Below are 20,833 nucleotides of genomic sequence, written 5' to 3'. Positions count from 1 at the left end.
GGACGGCGCGATTGCTTCCAGTCTACCTTCGGCGCAAGGCTAGGATCTTTTCAGCTGCACGAAGATGCGGCTTGTCCAGCATCTTGCCGTCCATCTTGACGACGCCCGACGAATTGCCGGCGAACGCAGCGACCACACGCTTTGACCATTCAATCTCTTCATCCGTGGGCATGAATGCCGCGTTGACGATATCGACGTGCTTGGGATGGATCACCGCCTTTGCCAGAAAGCCGTCCTGGCGCGCGGCGATGGCCTCCGCCTTCAGGGCATCAAGATCGCTAATGTCGGTCGCGATCGTATCGATCGCCACCACTCCTGCTGCGGCGGCGCCGATCAGGCAGAGATCGCGGGCCAGGACGAAGGGCGAGTGGTAACGGCCGTCCGTGCGGTTGCGCGAGGCCCCGAGGGATGCAGCGAGGTCCTCGGCGCCCCACATCATGCCCCATAGCCGCGGGCTCATATTTTCGAAGTCGAGGATTTTCAGGACCGCCCGCGCCGTCTCGGTCGCCACCGTCACGATGCGCGTCGTTCCCTGCTCGATGCCTGAGGAGGCCTCAAAGGCGTCGAGATAGAGCGACAGCCTGTTGACGTCGGCCGCGCCCGCGCACTTCGGCAATACGATGCCATCGGGCCTGCCTGGCATCACGGCCGCGAGATCGTCAAGCGTCATACCGGTATCGAGCGCGTTCACACGGACATAGAGCTTCTGCGCTGGATTGCGCGCGGCCAGCATCTGCCGCGCGATGCCTCGCGCCACCACCTTCTGGTCCGGCGCAATGGAATCCTCGAGGTCGAGGATCAAGGCATCGGCGGCGGTTCTCTTCGCGCTTTCATATTTGCGGATGCTGTCACCGGGAACGAACAGGAACGATCGCATCGTCGTCAAGCCTTCGGTTTGCAATACATCAGGCCAGTGCGGCGGCAGCTTGCGACCACCTCGCCACGCTGATTGGTCATGGTGTGCTCGAACTCGACCAGCCCCTGGGTCGGCCGCGACTTGCTCGCGCGCTTGCTGATGATCTTGGTGTGCGCCCGCAGCGTATCGCCGTGGAAGACCGGCTTTGGAAACTTGACGTCGGTCATGCCAAGATTGCCGACCGTGGTCCCGAGCGTCGTGTCATACACGCTCATGCCGATCATGATGCCGAGTGTGTAGAGGCTGTTGAACAGCCGCTGACCAAACTCGGACTTTTCAGCGAAATGCGCGTCGATGTGCAGCGGCTGCGGATTCATTGTCAGCAGACTGAACATCGTGTTGTCCATCTCGGTCACGGTGCGGCTGAATTCGTGATGGAACTCCTGCCCGACCTCGAACTCTTCAAAGTATAAGCCAGCCATCTACCGTCCCTTGTAGTTGGGCGCTCGCTTTTCCACGAACGCATTGAGCCCTTCCTGACAATCCTCCGTCGTTGCAACCAGCGCGAAGCTTTCGGCCGCATTCTCGACCGACCGGCGAAAATCGGCATCGATCGCGCGCATGAAGGCGTCGCGACCGATCTTCATGACAATTGGTGATTTCGCCGCGAGCTGCCGCGCGATCTCGCGAGCGCGGTCGAGCGCCGTCCCTTTGGGCACCACCTCGCTCAACAACCCCATGCGATAGGCGGTTGCGGCGTCGAAGGGCTCACCGAGAAACAATGGACCGAATGCCTGATGCTTTCCAACGAGCCGCGGCAATTGCACGAAGTGGATCGCTGGAATCAGCCCAACATCGATCTCGGGATAGCCGAAGGTCGAGGCATCGCCGGCAATGGTCATGTCGCAGGAAATCGCGATCGTCATGCCACCGGCGCGCACCGCCCCGTCGATGGCGGCGATCGTCGGCTTGCCCATGCGGTATTGCGTGTCGTTCAGCGCGAAATAGAGCCGCTCGAGAAACCTCCTGGTTTCGATCGCGGGCTTACCCCTGATGATGTCGAGATCGAGGCCAGCGCAAAACACCCTATGCGCGCTGCCGATGACGACCGCGCGCACAGTCTCATCGTCCCGCGCCTTGGCCAAAGCCGCCAGCAACGCATCGATCAAGGGCATGTTCAGCGCGTTGACCGGAGCGCGATCCAGCATGATTTCGGCGATCCGGTTCGAGACCGAATAGCGAACAGGGCTCGTATTCATCATCTCGTTCTCCCTCGCTATCGCTTGGCTTGCCGGACCGCGCCGGACTGAATGAGGTCCTCGATCACTGCGCGGTCAAGTCCGGCCTCCATCAGAATCTCGCAGCTGTCCTGCCCGACATCGGGCGCCGGACGGAGATGGTCTTCCGACAGGCCGGCGAAGCCGGGCGTGCGCGGCGTGTAAACCGGCCCGACTCCGGGCGTGTCCTGGCACACGGCGGCCTTCGTTGCCTCGACATGCGCATTGCGCAGCCATTCGCCGGGATTGTGGATCCGCTCCGCGATGATATCGGCGGCATGCAGACGCGTCAGCCAGGCCTCCGTCGGCAGCACCAGGAAGATCTCGCGCATCTCGGAAATCAGCGCATCAGCGGCGTCGGCACGTCGCGCAAAGTCGGCATAGCGCGGGTCACTGGCGAGATCGTCGCGGCCGATCGCGGCACAAAGCCGCTTGTACTGCGGCTCGTTCACCAGCGTCACCATCATCCAGCCATCCTGGGTCTGGTAGGTCCCGGCCGGCACGTTGAGCGCGCGCGGAGCGCCGCCCTCCAGCATGAACTCGGCGACCTTGTGTCCGAGCAGGGCCGCGGTCGACTGGCAGAGATTGACGTCGATCCAGCGCCCGGTGCCGACGCTCGCACGGGCAAACAACGCCGTCGCAATCGCCTGAAAAGCGTAGACGCCAGTCACGACATCGGAGATCGTGGTGCCGACGCGGTGCGGGACACCGTCGGTCCCGACATTGATTGAGACCAGTCCGGAGAACGCCTGCGCGACCGAATCCGAGCCGGGCCGCTTTGCATAGGGCCCGCTCTGGCCAAAGCCGCTGACGGAAAGATAGATCAGGCCGGGATTATCGCGTGACAGCCTTTCGTAGCCGAGCCCCAGCCGCTCGGCGACGCCGGGTCGGAAGCCCTCGATCAGGACGTCTGCCTCCTCTGCCAGGCGCCGGGCGATCGCGATCCCGATCCCGTCCTTGTGCTTCATGTCGAGGCAGAGGCTGCGCTTGCCGCGGTTGTAGACTGCCGACAGTGTCGTGTGATTGCCATAGGTAGTCCCGAGATAGCGCGACCAGTCGCCTTCCGGCGGTTCGACCTTGATGACGTCGGCGCCGTAGACCCCGAGCAGCATCGCGCAATAGGGCGAGGCAATTCCCTGGCCAAAATCGAGCACCTTCAGGCCTCGGTAAGGTGCCTCATACGTCGGCGTCAGCCTGCGTTCACCCACCCTTTTTCCTCCCGTTGCTGCAAAGAGCCCTGAAGCGCGGGATAGCTCGCGAATGTTGTCGTTGGCTTTCAGCTCTTCGATAAAGGATGTGTAGACGATCTGCCCCTTGTCGATAACCGTCGCGTGGCCCGCAAGCCCAAGGCAAAAATGCATATTCTGCTCGGCGATCACTACCGTGGCGCCGGCACCGCGAAGCTGCCGCAACAATTCGCCGATGCGTCACCGCCGACGGCAAGCTGCGGCCACACGACATCATCGCGGGCTTCAAGGTTTCGGAGATGGCGGTGCGGCTCAACATGAGCGGTCGCGAGGGCCACGATCTCAGGCAGGCCTGGAGCAATGACAATCCAACCGCCTACCTCGGCCTCGACATACATCCGGACGCGCACGATCAATACATCCGCAAGGTCGACGCCGAGCATGAGCAATTGATCTGGACCCATCCCGGCATGACGCCTACTACCGCAAAAGCAGGGCCGAGTGTTTTCGGCGATGCCATGGCGGTTCGTGGACTACCGGAAAATCGGGCACCACCGCCAGATCAAGAGCGACGGGAACCCTGCCTGAAAACGGCAGCCTGGCTAACTTGACAGGACGCCATATCTGCCGCAGCATTTACCCGGCTGCACCTGTGGGGGTGCCGGGAGCGTTGCTCCCCGCGTCGCAGGAATTGACGCCCGATCATGTGGTCGGCCGGCATGCAGTAAAAGCGGACAGATGTCCGTCGGGCCACTCTTGGAGAGGAGCATGACGCCACCGGGTAAGACCCATCGGCCTTGCTCAGCGGCAGGGTCTCGGCGCAGGTTGAGGTGAGAGCAGCTGCGAGCCGCCTTGCGCCTTCGACAATCTGAACATACCCGCAGGACAAAAGCGCAAAGGCCAAGCGCTTTCCGTCCTCAGAGTCTACTGGTTTCTACCAGAACGCCTTCGCTAAAACGAAGAAGCAGGGCCCCGCGAGATGCTTGAATGCACCGGGGCCCATTCGTTTGGGTCGCCACAACCCCGCCTTGCTTCACGCCCTCGGATCGAAAACAATCGATCGAAGCAAGTGAGGTCGACGATGGGAAAGCCTCTGGTACGAATCTACACCGACTACAAGAGTCCGTACGCCTACGTCGCCAACAGGCGGCTGTTCGAACTCGAGGACAAATACGGCGTCGAGCTGGAATGGCTTCCGTACACGCTACGCATCGCCGAATTCATGGGCACGGTTGAAGAGCGCACGCCCCACTTCTGGCGCAAGGTCCGCTACGCCTACATGGACGCCCGGCGGTTCGCCAATGCGCAGGGTCTCGTCATGAAGGGCCCACGCCGGATCTATGACGCATTCTATTCCAGCGCCGGAATGCTGTTCGCCCAACGACAAGGATTGTTTCGGCTCTATCACGATACCGTGTTCCGGCGCTTCTGGAACCACGATCTCGAGATCGATGACCTCTCGGCCATCTCTGGCGTGATCGCCGCGATCGGTGGCTCGGCGGCCGACTTCGAGGATTATGTGCGTGGCGCTGCCCGTGCAGAACATGATCGCATCATGGACGAGGCCGAAGCGCTCGGCGTGTTCGGCGTGCCGACCATGGTGTTCAACGGCGAGCTGTTTTGGGGCGGCGATCGCATCGACATGCTGGCGGAGCGAATCCAACACCCGGAAACGATTGCGATCGCGTTGGGCAGCCGGCACCGTAAATAGGGTGGCCTCTGCATCGTCGGCGTCAAGTGCGTTAGCCGTCTTGTCCCGGCCAATCAGATGCAAACGCCGGACTTCCATAGGGATAGAACCGCGCAAGATCGACATTCCTGTAAGGCAGTTTGTCGAGGCGCGTGGTGCCGAGGAACGGCCGCTCCGGCTCTACCAAGAGAATAGTCTTCGCAAAGCCGTTGTCGTCAAACCCACGCCGGAAGTGGACCCGCGACTTGATCGCCATCACGTCGAATGCATCGATGTCAAGTCCGAGGGCCTTAAGCGAGAACGGCTCCATGAGTTGCACGAGATAGGTCGAGAGGATCAGCACATTGTTGCGGCCGAACCTCACGCAGACCCAGAACTGGCCGTGACCTTCGACCGCGGCCAGCACGGTGCCCTGGATGCGCACCGCCTCTCCCGCCGACTCGTCGACCAGACCGCCGACCTCCATGTCGAAGGCGTCGCCGGCTTTGGCGCCGGAAGCCTTCAGGCTCGCGGTTATTCTGGCGTCTGCGATGGTCGCGATCAGCGTGTTGCCGAGATCCTGTGCAATGATCTCGCGGAGCAGCCAGGTTGCCGAACCGGAACGGTCGCTGTGATCGGCCAGCACGACGGGCCTGCTCCCGCTCGCGATGGCTTGCCCCGCCAGCGCGACGCCCTCGGCAATACTGTGAATCTTCGTTGACTTCAACAATGGCTCGCGTAGTCGCCAGATCGTTACTGCAAGATCGCGGGCGACCTGCTCGGCCAGCTCTGCATCGTCGTTTGTCAACACCTGCACGGTCATGCCGACGTCGGGCACGTCCGCAAATGGAAAACCGAAGAAGATGTTCACATAGACATCCACCTCGCGCGCTTCCCACACCAGCGCACGCTGCACGAGATCCATCCAGGGCGATGCGCCCGTCCATTGCAACACCGTGGGCGAGATCACGGGAATCTTGACGGTCCTGTGCACCGGCTTGTAATCACCCCGGATCGCGCGGACCAGCGTGCGCGCGGCACGCTGGCCCTGCAAATAGCCGTCATAGTGAGGGAAGTATTTGACGGCGAATGCCATGTCCGCCTGCTGAAGAAACGCCTCGTCCTCATTGCCATGAAGATCGAAGGTCGCCGCGATGAACGCGCCACGCCCGACTACCTCCCGGACCCGCCGCGCGAAGTCGGCCTCCGGACGGGGAGTGCCGTGCACTGCCATTGCTCCATGCAAGCAAAGGTAGACGCCGTCGAATGGCCCTTCCTCCCTGAGTCCCGCGATCATCTTGCCAACGAAATGCTCGTAGGCGTCGTCCGTAACCCAGCCCGAGCCGATCCCGGTCTTCGGCCAGAGTGGCGACTCTATGCCGACCAATTCGACCTCGGAGAATTCCCGTGCCAACTTCACGAAGCCGCCCATGTAGGACGTGGGATCGAAGCGCAGCAGCGCCTCGCCCTTCGCTGGCGAACCCGGATAGATGAAGTCGTCCAACGTGGTTTCGTTCGGCAGGAACGTGACGGTTTCGTGGGAAAAATGCAGGACGGCGATGCGTATCTTATCGATCATGTTATTGCTCGCCTACTAGTCTTACCGACGTTGCTGCGCATCGGCCCTCGACACAAGCCCAAGGTCATGCCGCCGGCCGTAAGCGCGGGCTTGCCGGCGGCCTCGGCAAATGAGGCCGCTCCGGCGTGCGTTCCGCAAAGCAATGCCCGAAGGCGTCCTCTCCCTGCTACCGCAGATTCCTTGTGCGCGTCTTCGTCGAATTTCTTCCGGAATCGTGGAACTCGGAGAACCGCTCAATCGCCGCATTGCGCGCAACGATGCGGCGCTCTTCCGGCGACGCGGTGCGGACAGCTGACGGGATTTGCTAACGGACCGAGGAAGCAAGGCGGACAAGGAAATAAATGCATGCCCCCTAGTCGCCCTGGGAGATGCACGGTTCAATGTCACTCGATGTTTGCAGGGTTATTCCACGCCGGCAGCGGCTGCTTCCGGCGTGGGGTCTCGTCGAGGTGCCCGGCTCAAGCGGCCTTGGCCTTTGCCACGTGAGTGGCAATCGCATCCATCAATGGCGGCGACAGGCAGTCATAGGGTTCAAGCCCGAGTTCTTTTAGCCGCGCCCTGATCCCCGCCATGTCGGCCGGTTTTACGCCGGACTCGATCACGGATGATACGAACGCTGCAAATCCCGGGGCCGCCGAACCGGATTCCTGGAACAGTTCGGGATGGATGAAGTCAAGACCATAGAACGGATGGCCCTTGTTCTCGATCCGGCCATACATATGGGTGCCGCAGCCCTTGCAGGCGTGGCGCTGGATCACCGCCGCGGCATCGACAATCTGGAGTTTGTCGCCGTTTTCCAGCACCGTCACGTTCTCGCGCGGCACCACAGCGACCACCGAAAAGATCGCATCCTCGGGCTTCCAGCACTTGGTGCACCCGCACGCATGATTGTGGGCCACATCGCCCTTGATCCCGACCTTGACCTGCTTGTCTTTGCATTTGCACACCAGGGTTCCGCCGGCAAAGTTACCAGAGCCCTGCTTGACGCCGTTGTCGACCGATGGGTGGATATGAACAGTCATGGGCCTATCCTCCTACTGCTTGCTGTTTTGATTCTAGAACACGACGACCGAGCGGATCGATTTCCCCTCGTGCATCAGGTCGAACCCCTTATTGATCTCATCGAGCTTCAGCACGTGAGTAATCATCGGATCGATCTGGATCTTTCCGTTCATGTACCAGTCGACGATCTTCGGTACATCGGTGCGGCCGCGCGCGCCACCGAATGCGGTGCCCTTCCAGACGCGTCCGGTGACAAGCTGGAACGGGCGCGTTGCGATCTCCTTGCCGGCTTCCGCGACGCCGATCACTACAGAGACGCCCCAGCCGCGATGGCAGGCTTCGAGCGCCTGCCGCATGACGTTGGTGTTGCCCGTGCAATCGAAGGTGAAGTCGGCGCCGCCGTCGGTCAGCGTAACCAGGTGCTGGACGATGTCGCCGCTCACCTTGGTCGGATTGACGAAATGCGTCATGCCGAACTGGCGGCCCCAGTTGTCCTTCGAATCGTTGATATCAACGCCGATGATCTTGTCGGCGCCGACCATCTTGGCACCCTGGATGACGTTGAGGCCGATCCCGCCGAGCCCGAACACCACGACATTGGCGCCCGGCGTCACCTTGGCGGTGTTGACGACCGCACCGACGCCGGTGGTCACGCCGCAGCCGATGTAACAGCTCTTGTCAAAGGGCGCATCCTCGCGGATCTTCGCAACGGCAATTTCGGGCAGCACGGTGAAGTTCGAGAATGTCGAGCAGCCCATGTAGTGGAACACCGTCTGCCCTTTGTAGCTGAAGCGGGAGGTGCCGTCGGGCATCACACCCTTGCCCTGCGTGGCGCGGATCGCGGTGCAGAGATTGGTCTTCTGGCTGAGACAGCTCTTGCACTGACGACATTCCGGCGTGTAGAGCGGGATCACATGATCGCCAGGCTTGACCGACGCCACGCCGGGGCCAACCTCGCGCACAATGCCGGCGCCCTCGTGACCGAGGATCGAGGGAAAGATACCCTCGCTGTCGAATCCGTCGAGCGTGTAGGCATCCGTGTGACAGATGCCGGTGGCCTTGATCTCGACGAGCACCTCTCCGGCCTTGGGTCCTTCCAGATCGAGCTCGACGATCTCCAGCGGTTTCTTCGCCTGAAAAGCGACTGCGGCGCGCGTTTTCATCTTAACTTCTCCAAAACACGACAACGGTTGTCATCCGCGCCGACCATATTCACTTCTTGGTCCCCATGCAGCTGTCTTCGGCTTTGGCATAGGCATCTGATTTGTTTTCATGCTTGGCTGGACGGACGCGCCCAACCGCATTGTTGGCGCGGGCACGCAGGTACACATAGAGGTCATCCATATAGCAGGCGACGTTCGGATTATCGCCGAACGCCGGCATCACGTTCTCCTGCGCCGTGTTGACGTTCTTGCGTCCGCTCGCAACGACGGCAAGGAAATCTGGGTAGCTCATGGTTTTCAGCGAATTTGCCAGCGCGGGAGCATAGGTCGACCCCATCCCGTCGGGACCGTGACAGACGTGGCACTCCGAGTGATAGCGGCGGTATCCGGAATAGGTGTACCAATCCACTGTGCCGTCGGCCGTGACCTTGAAGGTCGGGTTTCCTTCCTTGTCGAGGTATTTGCCGTCTTCGGACTTGACCGCAGCCGGATCGACCGCGTTTTCGGCGGAGGCGACTCCTCCCGTTACCACGATGATCATCGCGGCCATCACAAACCAGATCTTGCGCAAGAGCCTGTCCTTGAATGCGATAAGGTAGACGAACCGGCGCATGGAGATTGCTCCACGCGCCGGATTGAGTTCGGTCAGCTCATTGCTGCGGTAACGAGAACACGGTGAGCGTTCCGCCGAGCGCGGTGTAGTTGCTCAGCGCGGCATACCCACCAACGGCGCCAAGGCCGTCAGTCGGGTCGGTCAAACCGGCCGCAAGACCGATTCCCGCCCAGCCACCGACGCCGGACAACACAGCCACGTACTGCTTGCCGCCATTCTCATAAGTCGTCACGTTGCCGATGATGCCGGACGGCGTCTTGAACTTGTAAAGCTCCTTGCCTGTCTTGGCATCGACAGCCTTCAGGTAGCCTTCCAGCGTGCCGTAGAACACCACGCCGCCGGCGGTCGCGAGAGCACCCGACCAAACCGAGAACTGCTCCTTGTTCGACCAGACGATCTTGCCGGTCTTACCGTCCCAAGCGATGAAATTGCCCATATGGGTTTCGCCGGGAGGCGGATACATCGACAGCGTCGCGCCGACATAGGGCTGACCCGCGGTGTAGCTCACCTTGAACGGTTCATAGTCCATGCAGACGTGGTTGGTCGGCACGTAGAAGAGCTGCGTTTCCGGCGAGTAGGCGGCCGGTTGTTCATCCTTCGAACCGAGCGCAGCCGGGCAGATCCCCTTCACGTTGACGTCTTCGCCCTGCTTGTCGGTCGAAAACTGGTCCACTACTTTCGGCCGGCCGTAGGTCGGCGAACCCTTGTTCATATCGACCCCCGTGGTCCAGTTGACCTTCGGATCGTACTTTTCGGCAACCAGCAACTCACCCGTGACGCGGTCGAGCGTGTAACCTAGGCCGTTGCGATCGAAGTGGGTCAGCAGCTTGCGGTCAGCTCCACCGATCTGCTGATCGCTCAGGATCATTTCGTTGACACCGTCATAGTCCCACTCGTCATGCGGCGTCATCTGGTAGACCCACTTGGCCATCCCGGTATCCGGATTGCGCGCGAAAATGGTCATCGACCATTTGTTGTCGCCGGGACGCTGCTTCGGGTTCCAGGTGGAGGGGTTGCCCGACCCGTAATAGACGAGGTTCAGCGATGGATCATAGGACATCCAGCCCCACGTGCAGCCGCCGCCGATCTTCCACTGATCGCCCTGCCAGGTCTTGAGGCTCGAGTCCTTGCCCACCGGCTTGCCGAGATCGGTGGTCTTCTCGGGGTCGACCATGATCTGGTCATCCGGCCCCTCGGAGAAAGCGCGCCAGACCTGCTTGCCGGTCTTGGTGTCGTAGGCGGTGACATGGCACTGCACACCAAACTCGCCGCCGGAGATACCGATCAGAACCTTGTCCTTGATCACCAGCGGTGCGGACGTGCCCGTCGACCCCTTGCTGGGATCGCCGTTCTTCGCCGACCACTCCACCTTGCCGGTCTTGGCGTCGAGCGCGACCAGCGTCGTATCGGCTTGATGCAGGAAGATCTTGCCGTCGCCATAGGCCACGCCACGGTTCACCGTGTCGCAGCACATTACGGGGATGACGTCAGGATCCTGCTTCGGTTCGTACTTCCAGACGATCTTGTTGTCCTGCGAAAGGTCAAGAGCATAGACCTTGTTCGGGAACGGTGTGTGGACGTACATCATGTTGCCGATGATGAGCGGGCCACCCTCGTGGCCGCGCAGCACGCCGGTCGAAAACGTCCACGCGACTTGCATCTTACCGACGTTCGAGGCGTTGATTTGATTCAGCTTGGAATAGCGCGTATTGGCATAATCGCCGGCTGGCATTACCCAGCCTTTGGGGTCCTGCGCCATCTTGGCGAGTTCTTCGTTGGCGTTAGCCGCTCCTGCGGCAAATGCCGCCATTGCGCCAAGCCCGGTCGCATATAGCACCTTGCGCATTGTGGATTCCTCCCAATTTAAGAGCCCTGGTTTCCGTCGAAACGGCCCACTTATTCAGCCTTGGTTCCCAAGCCGTACCCTGATCGGCGGCGCACGACTTGCCCAATAGGGAAGAGTAGTTTGCTCGAAAGCGAAGCTCCGTCAATTTTTTGGCGTCTTGTTTTGATCCGATCGCCGGGTCCCTTCATGCTGCAGAGCATCAGCGATCGGCGCAGCCCCTAGCCGGGCCTCATGCCTCGGACGTTGCGCTTGACGACGCCAGAACTAAGTCGGAGGATTGCCCGAAATTGACTGGGAAGAAATCCCGCCTGCTGCCCGAACCCTTTTGCGCACTGGGGAAAAGGCGCCTCATCTTGGGCCAGGCTTTGTCAAGTGGGCCGTCGCGTTTGGGATCGAATCGGTGGCTGGAAAGATGTCCGATACAGTCCATTCACTCAGCACGACCGGATTGACGCCCAAGGGCCAAATCCAGCGTTGGTCAGATGCGCTGACCGATCTGTGCGGCCAGTTCGATGTGGATGCCCTGGAGGGATCCACCCTCGAGGGACGGATCAACTACACGACGGTATCGCGGCTCAAGCTGTGCCAAATCGAGGCGAGTCAGCACCGCATCGCACATCGTTTCTCGCGCATCAGGTTGAGTGAACACCCCTACATCAAGATCGTCTTCCAGACCCATGGCGTGTCGCACTTCGAGCAGGAAGGCCGTCACTTCGACATCATGCCCGGCGACTGTTTCGCCTATGACGTGTCCTGCCCGCACACCATCATCAGCCCGTCACTGACCCGTCATGAGGTCGTGATCGTTCCAAAGGACCTCCTGAAGGAACGTGGCTTCCAGCTCTCCAAGATGGCGCCATGCAAACTATCGGCGCGCAATGGCACCGGCCGCATCGCCCATGACTTCGTGCACGCCGTCTTTGGCGAGGCACCGAAACTGTCCCCCGTGACCGCCGTCGGCGTGGCCGATTCGCTGATCGATCTACTATTGCTGCCGCTGCGCGAAACCGGCGCCATGTTCGACCGCGGCAGCGCCGAGGCCACCTACGTGCGCGCGCAAGGCTTCATCCGCGAACATCTGCGCGACCCCGATCTCTGCATCGATCGCATTTCCGCGGCTCTCGGCTGCTCCAAGCGCTACCTGCACATGCTGTTCAGCGACCGCGGCATGACGGTCAGCGATTACATATGGCGCGCGCGGCTGCAGCACTGCCGGCAGGAGCTGGAGGCCCAGAACGGCAAGACCATCACCGACGTGGCATTCTCGTGGGGCTTTTCAAGCTCTTCACATTTCAGCCGCGTGTTCCGCAAATATTTTGGCGTCGCCCCCTCTTCCGTCCACAAGGGCCAGCACGGCATCATGCCCGCGGACGTCGTGCTGGAATAGCATCCTCGCCTCTACGGTCTGCCCCTGTTCATGCTTGCCTTCCGGCCGGGCTTCCGGATCATGATCTACGGTTGCACAACCTTGGGAACGAACGCCTCGACCGTGACACCGTCTTCACCAGAATGGACGTTGAGCGTCCCTCCGAGCGCAAGAACGCGCTCGCGCATGCCGGTCAGGCCGCGCCCAAGCCTGTGATCCGGCCGCAGGCCCCGGCCATTATCGCGAACCCGCACCAAGGCGCAGTCCCGGCTGCCGCGCGGCTCGGCCGGCCGTGACCCGGGTTCGACGGTGATCTTCACCGACGTCGCGCCGGCATGCCGGAAAACGTTGGTCAGAGCTTCCTGGACGATGCGGTAGATCGTCAGGTCGGCTGTCTCGCCGGCCTCACCGAGCACGCTGGAAATGCTGCTCTCGATCTCCACGTCCGGGTGCGTCTCGCTCCACAGACGCACCAGTGCGCCGAGCGCTTCGCGCAGGCCGAGCTCGGCCAAGCCGACTGGACGCAGTCGTTCGAGAATGCGGCGCGTGAATTGCTGGAGCGCGTTGACCTGATCGAGGATGGCGTTGCCATGCTTGCGCAACGCCGTGGCGTCGGGCTTGTCGAGCTCGGACAGCCGCATCAAGGCGCCGGCATGCGCGCGCAACGCAAACAAATAGGGCCCAAACTCGTCATGCAGTTCGCGCGCGATTTCCTTGCGTTCGGAGTCCTGCAGCGAGACCGCGCGCTCGGCGAGCAGGCGCTTGCCGTCCACCGCCTCGCCCAATGTCGCCGCAAGATGGTTCAGTTTGGCACAGATGGCTGCCAGTTCGGGCGAGCCGCCGGGCTCGACGCGCGCATCGTAACGTCCCGCCTCAATGCTGGTCATGGCTTGCGACAGCGCTTCCAGCGGCGCCAGCGCGCGGCCGACGACCAGCATCGTAACCAGGAAGAGCGCGACCGCGATCGCGGAGCCGACTTCGACTTGGGTAACGATCCCATCCCAAATCTCGGCCATTTCGTCGTCCGGATGCGACGTAATCACCAGCGATTGCCGCTTGCCGCGGATCGAGATCGGCACCCGCACGGAGGTCTGCTCGGGGTGAACAAGGGCGACGAACCACGCGGGCGGCGCGCGGGGATCTGCGGCCTCGGCGGGCCGCGCGATCATCCCGGTGCTTGCGTCATCCTGTCGCGCGATGCTGACATGACGGAGCCGGCTCAGGTCCTCGACGATTCTGTCGAGCCGGGCATCGGCGTCCGGGGCGTCGTCGAGACCAGAAACGATCGTCTCGACGAATTCACGCGCCAGACGGATCACGCTCTGGTCTTCGGCCTGCACGCGGGGTCCCGCCTCCAGCACGAGCCGGGCAATATTGATGGCAAGCCCCAGCATCAAGATGAGCGCCAGCAGCAGGTTGATCCGCGCGCGCAGGGATAGTTTTTGCCACATTGCGTTGCCCCCGCCGCGAATCCTCCTCGCAGAGGAACGTTGACAGTCCAATTTGCCCAGCTATCTAATCGCAGCCTACTGCAATCTCGTATGAGGTGCACAGCGGATCGGAACCGGTGCCGTCCGGTTCTTTGTGCAGATCGATGCGGTGATGAAGGGGTTGACCCGGTTCGACGGGAAGGACGCGATGCGCATTCTGATCGTTGATGACCATCCTATCGTTGCATCGGGCTGCCGCACCGTATTTGCCGACGATGCCGCGGTCGCGCTACTGGAGGCATCCGATGCGGAGAGCGGCGAGCGTGCCTTTGTCGCCGAGAAGCCGGATATCTGCGTGATCGACATCAACCTGCCGACGGTTTCAGGATTCGAGTTGGCGCGCCGCATCCTTGCCCGCGACGACGAAGCACGCATCATCATGTTCAGCATGAACGACGATCCGGTCTTTGCCGCGCGCGCCATCGACATCGGCGCCAAAGGCTACGTCTCCAAGACCGGAGACCCGAATGACCTCGTGGAAGCGGTCCGGGAAGTCGCCAATGGCGGCGTCTATTTGCCACCGGCGATCGCGCGCAGCATAGCATTCGCGCGGCCGGCCTTCGCGCAAAACCCACTGTCGAAATTGACCTCGCGCGAGATGGAAATCCTGCGCCTGCTCAGCTCCGGCAAGAGCCTGTCCGAAATCGCCTGGCTGGTTCATTCCTCGTACAAGACGGTGGCCAACACGTCGTCGATCATGCGGCAGAAGCTTGGCGTGCGCACGTCAGCCGAGCTGGTGCGACTGGCGATCGAGAGCGGCGTCGCCTGACATCGCGAACCGGAACCGACGATCATGAAAATGCAGACGATTTCGCTCAACAAATCCTATGGCGGCATCCAAGGCGTATACCGGCACCCGAGCCGCGAGACCAAGACCGACATGACGTTCTCGGTCTTTGTCCCGCCCCAGGCCACCGGCGCCAAGCTGCCGGCCGTCTACTATTTGTCGGGCCTGACCTGCACCCACGCCAACGTTACGGAAAAGGGTGAATACCGGCAGGCTTGCGCCGAGCTCGGCTTGGTCTTCGTCGCGCCTGACACGAGCCCGCGCGGCGACGGCGTGCCCGGCGACCCCGCCAATTCCTACGATTTCGGGCTCGGAGCCGGCTTCTATGTCGACGCCACGCAAGAGCCGTTCGCGCGCAACTACCGCATGTGGAGCTACGTGACCGAGGAGCTGCCGAAGCTTGTCGCTGAGCAATTTCCTGTCGACGCGAAGCGGCAATCGATCTTTGGCCACTCGATGGGCGGCCACGGCGCGCTGACCGTGGCGTTGCGCAATCCTGATCGGTATCGTGCGGCAAGCGCCTTTGCGCCGATCGTGGCGCCGTCCCAGGTGCCATGGGGGACCCAGGCGCTGGGCGGCTATCTCGGCAACGACAAGCAAGCATGGCGCAAGCACGATGCGGTCGCGTTGATCGAGGACGGCGCGCGGTTCTCCGAATTGCTCGTCGACTATGGCGATGCCGACCAGTTTCTCGCCGAACAGCTTCGTCCCGAGCTTTTGAAGGCGGCCTGCGAGAAGGCAGGCATTCCGCTCACCGTGCGTGGCCAGCCCGGTTACGACCACAGCTATTACTTTATCTCCACTTTCATGGCCGACCATCTGCGCTGGCATGCCGCGCGCCTGAAGGTCTGATCTCGTCTTGTCGTATTATTGGGGCTGCGGCACACCATAATTCGGCGCGAGCAGCCGATTGCGCAGGAGGTAGCCGGTGGCACGTGACCATGATTCATCGGTATTGCCACGCATGTCGGTGCTCATCGCCGCGAGCAATTTCCCGGTATGGACGTCGCGCAAATAGAGATTGACGTTGAGGATGAGGTTCGAAACCTTCTGCACCACACCCGTAATCGCAAGATCGGCGCCGAGTTGGTCCGCAAGCTTCACGTCGCATCCGCCGCAGGCCTGAAGATTGCTGCCGTGTGCGGCAGCATTGACGGGGGCAATATCGACAACGTGGAACTTGCCGGATGCCGCCAGTTCCTGGCGCACCTGCTCGCCGGCCCGCCCGAGCCGCGCCTGCTCGTCCGCACGCTTCCCGTTCACCTCGCCCTGAAGGCTGGTGTCGATCATCTCGAAATCGAATACCGCAAGCTTGGGTGGCTCGGCACGCACCGGCACCAAGCCCATTGTTAGCAAAGCACAGACCAACAGTACTCTCATGATCGTGAACCGCTTGAGATTTGCAACCGCGCAACGACGAAAAGCCGGGTTGCAAGCTAAGACAATTCAGTCATCTTGCAACATAAGAAGAGGACTGACGGGAGGAGCTATGTTCCGATGGCTGGTCGGCACGATTGCGCTCAGCATGGTTGCGACCCAGGCGCTGGCGGCTGATCCAGCCGAGATCCATGTCGGCTATCTCGGTCACTCGGGCGTCAAGTCGAAACTGTCCCTGGTCGAGCAGCCGGCCGACAATGATGGCGTCGCAGGTGCGCGTCTTGCAATTGAGGACAACAATACGACGGGCAAATTCCTCAACCAGCATTTCACGCTGGAGGAGGTTCGCCTGAAGGACGGCGAGGATGTCGCCAAGGCCGCCACCGAACTCGCCGGCCGAAACGACTATATCATCGCCGACCTGCCTGCTGATGCGCTGCTCAGGGCCGCCGACGCGCTGCGTGACCGCGGCACCGTGCTGCTGAATGCAGGCGCAATTGACGACCGGCTACGCGAGCAGGACTGCCGTGCCAACGTCCTTCACGTTGCACCGACCCGCACGATGCTGGCCGATGCACTCGCGCAATATCTGGTCTGGAAGCAATGGAAGCGCTGGCTGCTGGTGGTCGGATCGCACGATCGGGACAAGCTTTACGCCGACGCGCTGCGGCGCGCCGCAACGCGCTTCGGCGCCAAGATCGTTCAGGAACGGACCTTTGAGGACACCGGCGGCGCGCGACGCACTGATAGCGGCGTGACGCTGATCCAGCGCCAGATACCGGTGTTCACGCAGCAGGCCCCGGCCTATGACGTTCTGGTCGCCGCCGACGAGAGCGATGTGTTCGCAGCGTATCTGCCCTATCGCACGTGGGATCCGCGGCCGGTGGCTGGCTCGGCCGGTCTGGTGCCGACGAGCTGGGATGCGGCGCAGGATCAATGGGGCGCCGTGCAGATGCAGAACCGATTCATGAAGCTCAATTCGCGGCGCATGACCGCGCTGGACATGCAGGCATGGACGGCGGCGCGTATGATCGGCGAAGCGACGTCGCGCACCAATTCAGGCGACCCGAAGAAGGTGTTTGCCTTTCTCAAGGGAGCGGACTTTTCCGTCGCCGCCTTCAAGGGCACACGGTTGACGTTGCGGGATTGGAATCTGCAGCTTCGTCAACCGATCCTTCTGGTCGATGGGCGCATGGTCGTCTCGGTGTCGCCGCAGGAAGGATTCTTGCACCAAGTCTCCGAGCTCGACACGCTCGGTGTTGACCGGCCCGAGACGAAATGCAAGCTGCAGTGAGGGAGAGTTAACGCATGTGGCGCCGCTGTCTGCTAACCGGAGTGTCCGCATGGCTTGCCGCCATTACGCCGGCGTCCGCCTTCATTGCCTATGTTTCCAACGAGAAGAGCAACACGGTCTCGGTGATCGACACCGACAGCTGGACCGTGACAAGGACGATCAAGGTCGGGCAACGGCCGCGCGGAATCGAGTTCACGCGCGACGGCAAGTTCGTAATGGTCGCGGTCGGCGACGATGACACGATCCAGGTGATCGACGCCAAGACCCAGCAGATCGTCGACACCCTGCCCTCCGGTCCCGACCCCGAATTGTTCGCCCAGGATGCCGCCGGCAAGATCATGTATGTCGCCAACGAGAACGACAATACGGTCACAGTGATCGATCTCGAGAAACGCGCCCGGATAGGCGACATCCAGGTCGGTGTCGAACCCGAGGGCATGACTATCAGCCCGGATGGCAAGATGCTGATCAATACCTCCGAGACCACCAACATGGCGCATTTCATCGACACGGCGACGCGCCAGATCGTGGCGAACGTTCTGGTCGATGCGCGGCCGCGCTTTGCCGAATTCAAGCGCGATGGCTCCGAATTGTGGGTATCCTCGGAGATCGGGGGCACGGTGTCGATCATCGATCCGGTCAAGCGCGAGGTCACCGGTAAGATCACCTTCGATATTCCCGGCCTGCGCCGCGAGGCGATCCAGCCGGTCGGCATCGGCATGACCAAGGACGGCAAGACCGCGTTCATTGCGCTCGGTCCCGCCAACCGCATCGCGGTGGTCGATGGCGCGAGCCACAAGGTCACGAAGTACCTCCTGGTCGGCCAGCGGGTCTGGCACATGGACTTCACCCCGGATGAGAAATATCTGCTGGTCACCAACGGCGTCTCGAACGACGTTTCGGTGATCGATGTTGCCGCGCAGAAGGTGATCAAGACCATCCAGGTCGGTGAATTGCCATGGGGCATCACGATCGCAAAGCCATGACCGCAACCGACGCGCACATCGCCAGCCAGCCTGCGCCGGACGCCGATCCCCGGCAAAGCGCTGCCGTGCGGCCGGCGCTGTCCGTCGGAAAGATCAGCCATTCGTATGGTCCGCGGCGTGCCCTCGACGACGTCAGCTTCACCGTCGCGCCGGCCAGTTTCACCGCGCTGCTCGGTCTCAACGGCGCGGGCAAGAGCACGCTGTTCTCGCTGGTGACGCGGCTGTTCGGCATCCAGAGCGGCCGAATCAGCATCTTCGGTCACGACATCAGCCGCGCTCCGGGCGAGGCGCTGCGGCTGCTTGGCGTGGTGTTCCAGCCGCGCACGCTCGACCTCGATCTGTCGCTGACGCAGAACCTGCTTTACCACGCCGCGCTGCACGGCATCTCGCGACGCGAGGCGCGCCTGCGCAGCGGCGAAGTGTTGGCCCGCATCGGCCTCACCGACCGCGCCGGCAGCAAGGTGCGCGACCTCTCTGGCGGCCAGATGCGGCGGGTGGAAATTGCCCGCGCGCTACTGCATCGGCCGCGGCTCCTGCTGCTCGACGAGGCGACCGTCGGACTCGACGTCAAGGCGCGCGCCGACATTCTCGATCACGTGCGGCAGCTCGTCACCGAACAGGGCATCGGCGTGCTCTGGGCCACGCATCTGTTCGACGAGATCATGCCGAACGACGACCTTGTGGTTCTGCACCAAGGCAAAGTGCTGGCGCACGGCCAGGTCTCGCGGGTCGTCGCCGATGCCGGCGCGCAGGACGTCAACACCGCATTCATGCGACTGACCGGCGCCGCGGCGGTTTCGGGGAGGCCGGCGTCATGACCAGCACGACCGTTACGCCTGCGCGAAGCGGCTTCTCGCTCTCGGAATACATCACTTGCCTGAACGGCATCGTGTGGCGCGAGGCGCTGCGCTTCCTGCATCAGCGCGAGCGCTTCGTCTCGGCGCTGGTGCGGCCGCTGGTCTGGCTGTTCATCTTCGCCGCCGGCTTCCGTCAGGTGCTCGGCATCTCGATTATCCCGCCCTACGAGACCTATATCCTCTACGAGGTCTATATCGCGCCCGGCCTGATGGCGATGATCCAGCTCTTCAATGGCATGCAGTCCTCGCTCTCGATGGTCTATGACCGCGAGATGGGCAACATGCGCACCCTGCTGGTGAGCCCGCTGCCCCGCGGCTACCTTCTGTTCTGCAAGCTGCTCGCGGGCACTGCGGTCTCACTGCTGCAGGTCTATGCGTTCCTGCTGATCGCCTGGTTCTGGGACATCGCACCGCCGACGATCGGCTATCTCACGGTACTGCCGGCGTTGATCCTGTCTGGCCTGATGCTCGGCGCACTGGGCATGCTGATCTCGTCCGGCATCAAACAGCTCGAGAATTTCGCCGGCGTGATGAACTTTGTGATCTTTCCGATGTTTTTTGCTTCTTCGGCGCTCTATCCGCTGTGGCGCGTGCGGGAAGGCAGTCCGCTGCTGTATTATGTCTGCCTGTTCAATCCGTTCACGCACGCGGTCGAGCTGATACGCTTTGCGCTCTACGGACAGATGAACTGGGTTTCGTTCGCGGTGGTCGGCGGCTGCACGGCGATCTTCATGATCGGCGCGATCTATGCTTACGATCCATCGCGCGGACTGGTGCGCCGCGGGCCCGGCGGAGGCGAGGCATGAAGTCGCAAATGGTATGGCGGATCACAATCAGCGCGCTGTTCGCTGTCGCACTGTCAAACCGGACGGCGCTCGCTGCCGACCCGCGCTATCCGGACTGGCCGTGTGCGCAGGCCAAGGTGCCTGAAATCTCGCTCGCTCAAGTCTGGGCCGGACCGCCGCTCGACGACGCCGGGAGCAAATGGAAGGACGATCCGAAGATCAACGCACTCGTGACCAGGCTGTCGGCACGCCGCATCCCGCTTGAGGAAGCACAGAAGGAAATCACGGAGTTCCTGTCGAGCGCGGCCGACAAGGCCACAGCCGGAAGGCTGCTCTTCGCCGGCCTGTTCGATACCCTGAACGCACAACGCGCGTCGGTCATGAACGGGCTCGAGCGAGTCATGCGCAAGCAGCGCAATGCCGTGGAAAAGATCCGCTCCGATACGCTGGAGCTGCAGGCTTTGCAGGGCGCCACGCCCCCCGACCAGCCCAAGATCGACGAGCTCGGCAATCAACTGGTCTGGGAAACGCGGATCTTCGAGGACCGCCGGCGTGTGGTCAAATTTGTCTGCGACGTTCCGACTGCGATCGACCAGCGCCTGTTCGCGCTCGGCCGCACGATCCAGCAGGAATTGGAGTGACCCTGCGGCAAATGGACGCCGACGCGGTCTATGTACCAGGCGGACGCCGGTTCGCGCG

21 protein-coding genes are annotated in these 20,833 nt (G+C 62.0%); 10 read left to right on the top strand and 11 right to left on the bottom strand.

What is annotated here, in order from left to right:
- Positions 1–22: 22 nt before the first annotated feature.
- From JQ553_RS16335 to JQ553_RS16320, 4 genes are read right to left on the bottom strand one after another with little or no spacing between them, the layout of a single operon-like run.
- Positions 23–877 carry a CoA ester lyase gene (locus JQ553_RS16335; protein WP_212501007.1) on the bottom strand — a complete coding sequence of 285 codons (855 nt, stop codon included), beginning with the start codon at positions 875–877 and terminating at the stop codon, positions 23–25.
- 5 nt (positions 878–882) lie between these two features.
- Positions 883–1,338, bottom strand: coding sequence for a MaoC family dehydratase (locus tag JQ553_RS16330; RefSeq protein WP_212501006.1), 456 nt, complete (start codon positions 1,336–1,338; stop codon positions 883–885).
- On the bottom strand, positions 1,339–2,118 hold the full coding sequence (locus JQ553_RS16325) for an enoyl-CoA hydratase/isomerase family protein (RefSeq protein WP_249144344.1): 780 nt from the start codon (positions 2,116–2,118) through the stop codon (positions 1,339–1,341).
- A gap of 14 nt (positions 2,119–2,132) precedes the next feature.
- A complete protein-coding gene (locus JQ553_RS16320; protein ID WP_212501005.1) occupies positions 2,133–3,545 on the bottom strand; it encodes a CoA transferase in 1,413 nt (470 codons plus the stop codon).
- A 74-nt stretch (positions 3,546–3,619) separates the two neighbouring features.
- Here JQ553_RS16320 and JQ553_RS16315 point away from each other — a divergent pair, with 74 nt between their 5' ends.
- Complete coding sequence (locus JQ553_RS16315; RefSeq protein ID WP_249144343.1) at positions 3,620–3,931, top strand: hypothetical protein; 312 nt, start codon at positions 3,620–3,622, stop codon at positions 3,929–3,931.
- A 470-nt stretch (positions 3,932–4,401) separates the two neighbouring features.
- Entirely contained in the window at positions 4,402–5,031 is a 630-nt protein-coding gene (locus JQ553_RS16310; RefSeq protein ID WP_212501004.1) for a 2-hydroxychromene-2-carboxylate isomerase, read from the top strand.
- A 31-nt stretch (positions 5,032–5,062) separates the two neighbouring features.
- On the opposite strand, the gene JQ553_RS16305 is transcribed toward JQ553_RS16310, so the two are convergent.
- The 5 genes from JQ553_RS16305 to xoxF5 form a co-directional block, all read right to left on the bottom strand.
- The gene (locus JQ553_RS16305; RefSeq protein WP_212501003.1) at positions 5,063–6,568 is read right to left on the bottom strand and encodes a M81 family metallopeptidase; all 1,506 of its coding nucleotides are present in this window, start codon (positions 6,566–6,568) and stop codon (positions 5,063–5,065) included.
- A gap of 458 nt (positions 6,569–7,026) precedes the next feature.
- Positions 7,027–7,590, bottom strand: coding sequence for an S-(hydroxymethyl)glutathione synthase (gfa, locus tag JQ553_RS16300; RefSeq protein WP_212501002.1), 564 nt, complete (start codon positions 7,588–7,590; stop codon positions 7,027–7,029).
- A 33-nt stretch (positions 7,591–7,623) separates the two neighbouring features.
- Positions 7,624–8,733, bottom strand: coding sequence for an S-(hydroxymethyl)glutathione dehydrogenase/class III alcohol dehydrogenase (locus tag JQ553_RS16295; RefSeq protein WP_212501001.1), 1,110 nt, complete (start codon positions 8,731–8,733; stop codon positions 7,624–7,626).
- Between the two features lie 49 nt (positions 8,734–8,782).
- Positions 8,783–9,274: a c-type cytochrome, methanol metabolism-related gene (locus JQ553_RS16290; protein ID WP_212501452.1), complete on the bottom strand. Its 492-nt coding sequence runs from the start codon at positions 9,272–9,274 to the stop codon at positions 8,783–8,785.
- A 109-nt stretch (positions 9,275–9,383) separates the two neighbouring features.
- Positions 9,384–11,192 (bottom strand): lanthanide-dependent methanol dehydrogenase XoxF5, encoded by a 1,809-nt coding sequence (xoxF5, locus tag JQ553_RS16285; protein WP_212501000.1) that lies wholly within the window; start codon positions 11,190–11,192, stop codon positions 9,384–9,386.
- A gap of 412 nt (positions 11,193–11,604) precedes the next feature.
- Here xoxF5 and JQ553_RS16280 point away from each other — a divergent pair, with 412 nt between their 5' ends.
- Positions 11,605–12,579 (top strand): helix-turn-helix domain-containing protein, encoded by a 975-nt coding sequence (locus tag JQ553_RS16280; RefSeq protein WP_212500999.1) that lies wholly within the window; start codon positions 11,605–11,607, stop codon positions 12,577–12,579.
- A gap of 65 nt (positions 12,580–12,644) precedes the next feature.
- On the opposite strand, the gene JQ553_RS16275 is transcribed toward JQ553_RS16280, so the two are convergent.
- On the bottom strand, positions 12,645–14,009 hold the full coding sequence (locus JQ553_RS16275) for a histidine kinase (RefSeq protein ID WP_212500998.1): 1,365 nt from the start codon (positions 14,007–14,009) through the stop codon (positions 12,645–12,647).
- A gap of 187 nt (positions 14,010–14,196) precedes the next feature.
- Between JQ553_RS16275 and JQ553_RS16270 the strand changes: the two genes are divergently transcribed.
- Together JQ553_RS16270 and fghA are read left to right on the top strand one after the other, a co-directional pair.
- Positions 14,197–14,817 (top strand): response regulator transcription factor, encoded by a 621-nt coding sequence (locus JQ553_RS16270; RefSeq protein WP_212501451.1) that lies wholly within the window; start codon positions 14,197–14,199, stop codon positions 14,815–14,817.
- Positions 14,818–14,841: 24 nt separating this feature from the next.
- The gene (fghA, locus tag JQ553_RS16265) at positions 14,842–15,687 is read left to right on the top strand and encodes an S-formylglutathione hydrolase (protein ID WP_212500997.1); all 846 of its coding nucleotides are present in this window, start codon (positions 14,842–14,844) and stop codon (positions 15,685–15,687) included.
- 15 nt (positions 15,688–15,702) lie between these two features.
- Here fghA and JQ553_RS16260 read toward each other — a convergent pair whose 3' ends face one another.
- Entirely contained in the window at positions 15,703–16,215 is a 513-nt protein-coding gene (locus JQ553_RS16260; protein ID WP_249144342.1) for a DUF3280 domain-containing protein, read from the bottom strand.
- Between the two features lie 109 nt (positions 16,216–16,324).
- Here JQ553_RS16260 and JQ553_RS16255 point away from each other — a divergent pair, with 109 nt between their 5' ends.
- The 5 genes from JQ553_RS16255 to JQ553_RS16235 are packed head-to-tail and all read left to right on the top strand — an operon-like array spanning position 16,325 to position 20,775.
- Positions 16,325–17,506 carry an ABC transporter substrate-binding protein gene (locus tag JQ553_RS16255; RefSeq protein WP_212500996.1) on the top strand — a complete coding sequence of 394 codons (1,182 nt, stop codon included), beginning with the start codon at positions 16,325–16,327 and terminating at the stop codon, positions 17,504–17,506.
- Between the two features lie 14 nt (positions 17,507–17,520).
- Positions 17,521–18,492, top strand: a complete 972-nt coding sequence (locus tag JQ553_RS16250) for a YVTN family beta-propeller repeat protein (protein WP_212500995.1) — start codon at positions 17,521–17,523, stop codon at positions 18,490–18,492.
- The gene (locus JQ553_RS16245) at positions 18,489–19,310 is read left to right on the top strand and encodes an ABC transporter ATP-binding protein (RefSeq protein WP_212500994.1); all 822 of its coding nucleotides are present in this window, start codon (positions 18,489–18,491) and stop codon (positions 19,308–19,310) included. Before JQ553_RS16250 ends, JQ553_RS16245 begins: the two co-directional genes overlap by 4 nt.
- Positions 19,307–20,155 (top strand): ABC transporter permease, encoded by an 849-nt coding sequence (locus JQ553_RS16240; protein ID WP_212500993.1) that lies wholly within the window; start codon positions 19,307–19,309, stop codon positions 20,153–20,155. Before JQ553_RS16245 ends, JQ553_RS16240 begins: the two co-directional genes overlap by 4 nt.
- A gap of 8 nt (positions 20,156–20,163) precedes the next feature.
- The gene (locus JQ553_RS16235; RefSeq protein ID WP_212501449.1) at positions 20,164–20,775 is read left to right on the top strand and encodes a hypothetical protein; all 612 of its coding nucleotides are present in this window, start codon (positions 20,164–20,166) and stop codon (positions 20,773–20,775) included.
- Positions 20,776–20,833 lie beyond the last annotated feature (58 nt).

Origin of the sequence: Bradyrhizobium lablabi, assembly GCF_018131005.1 — a bacterium.
Classification (GTDB): Bacteria; Pseudomonadota; Alphaproteobacteria; order Rhizobiales; family Xanthobacteraceae; genus Bradyrhizobium; species Bradyrhizobium lablabi_D.
Note: the sequence above shows the minus strand (reverse complement) of the source record. Positions and strands in the feature narration are given on the sequence as shown.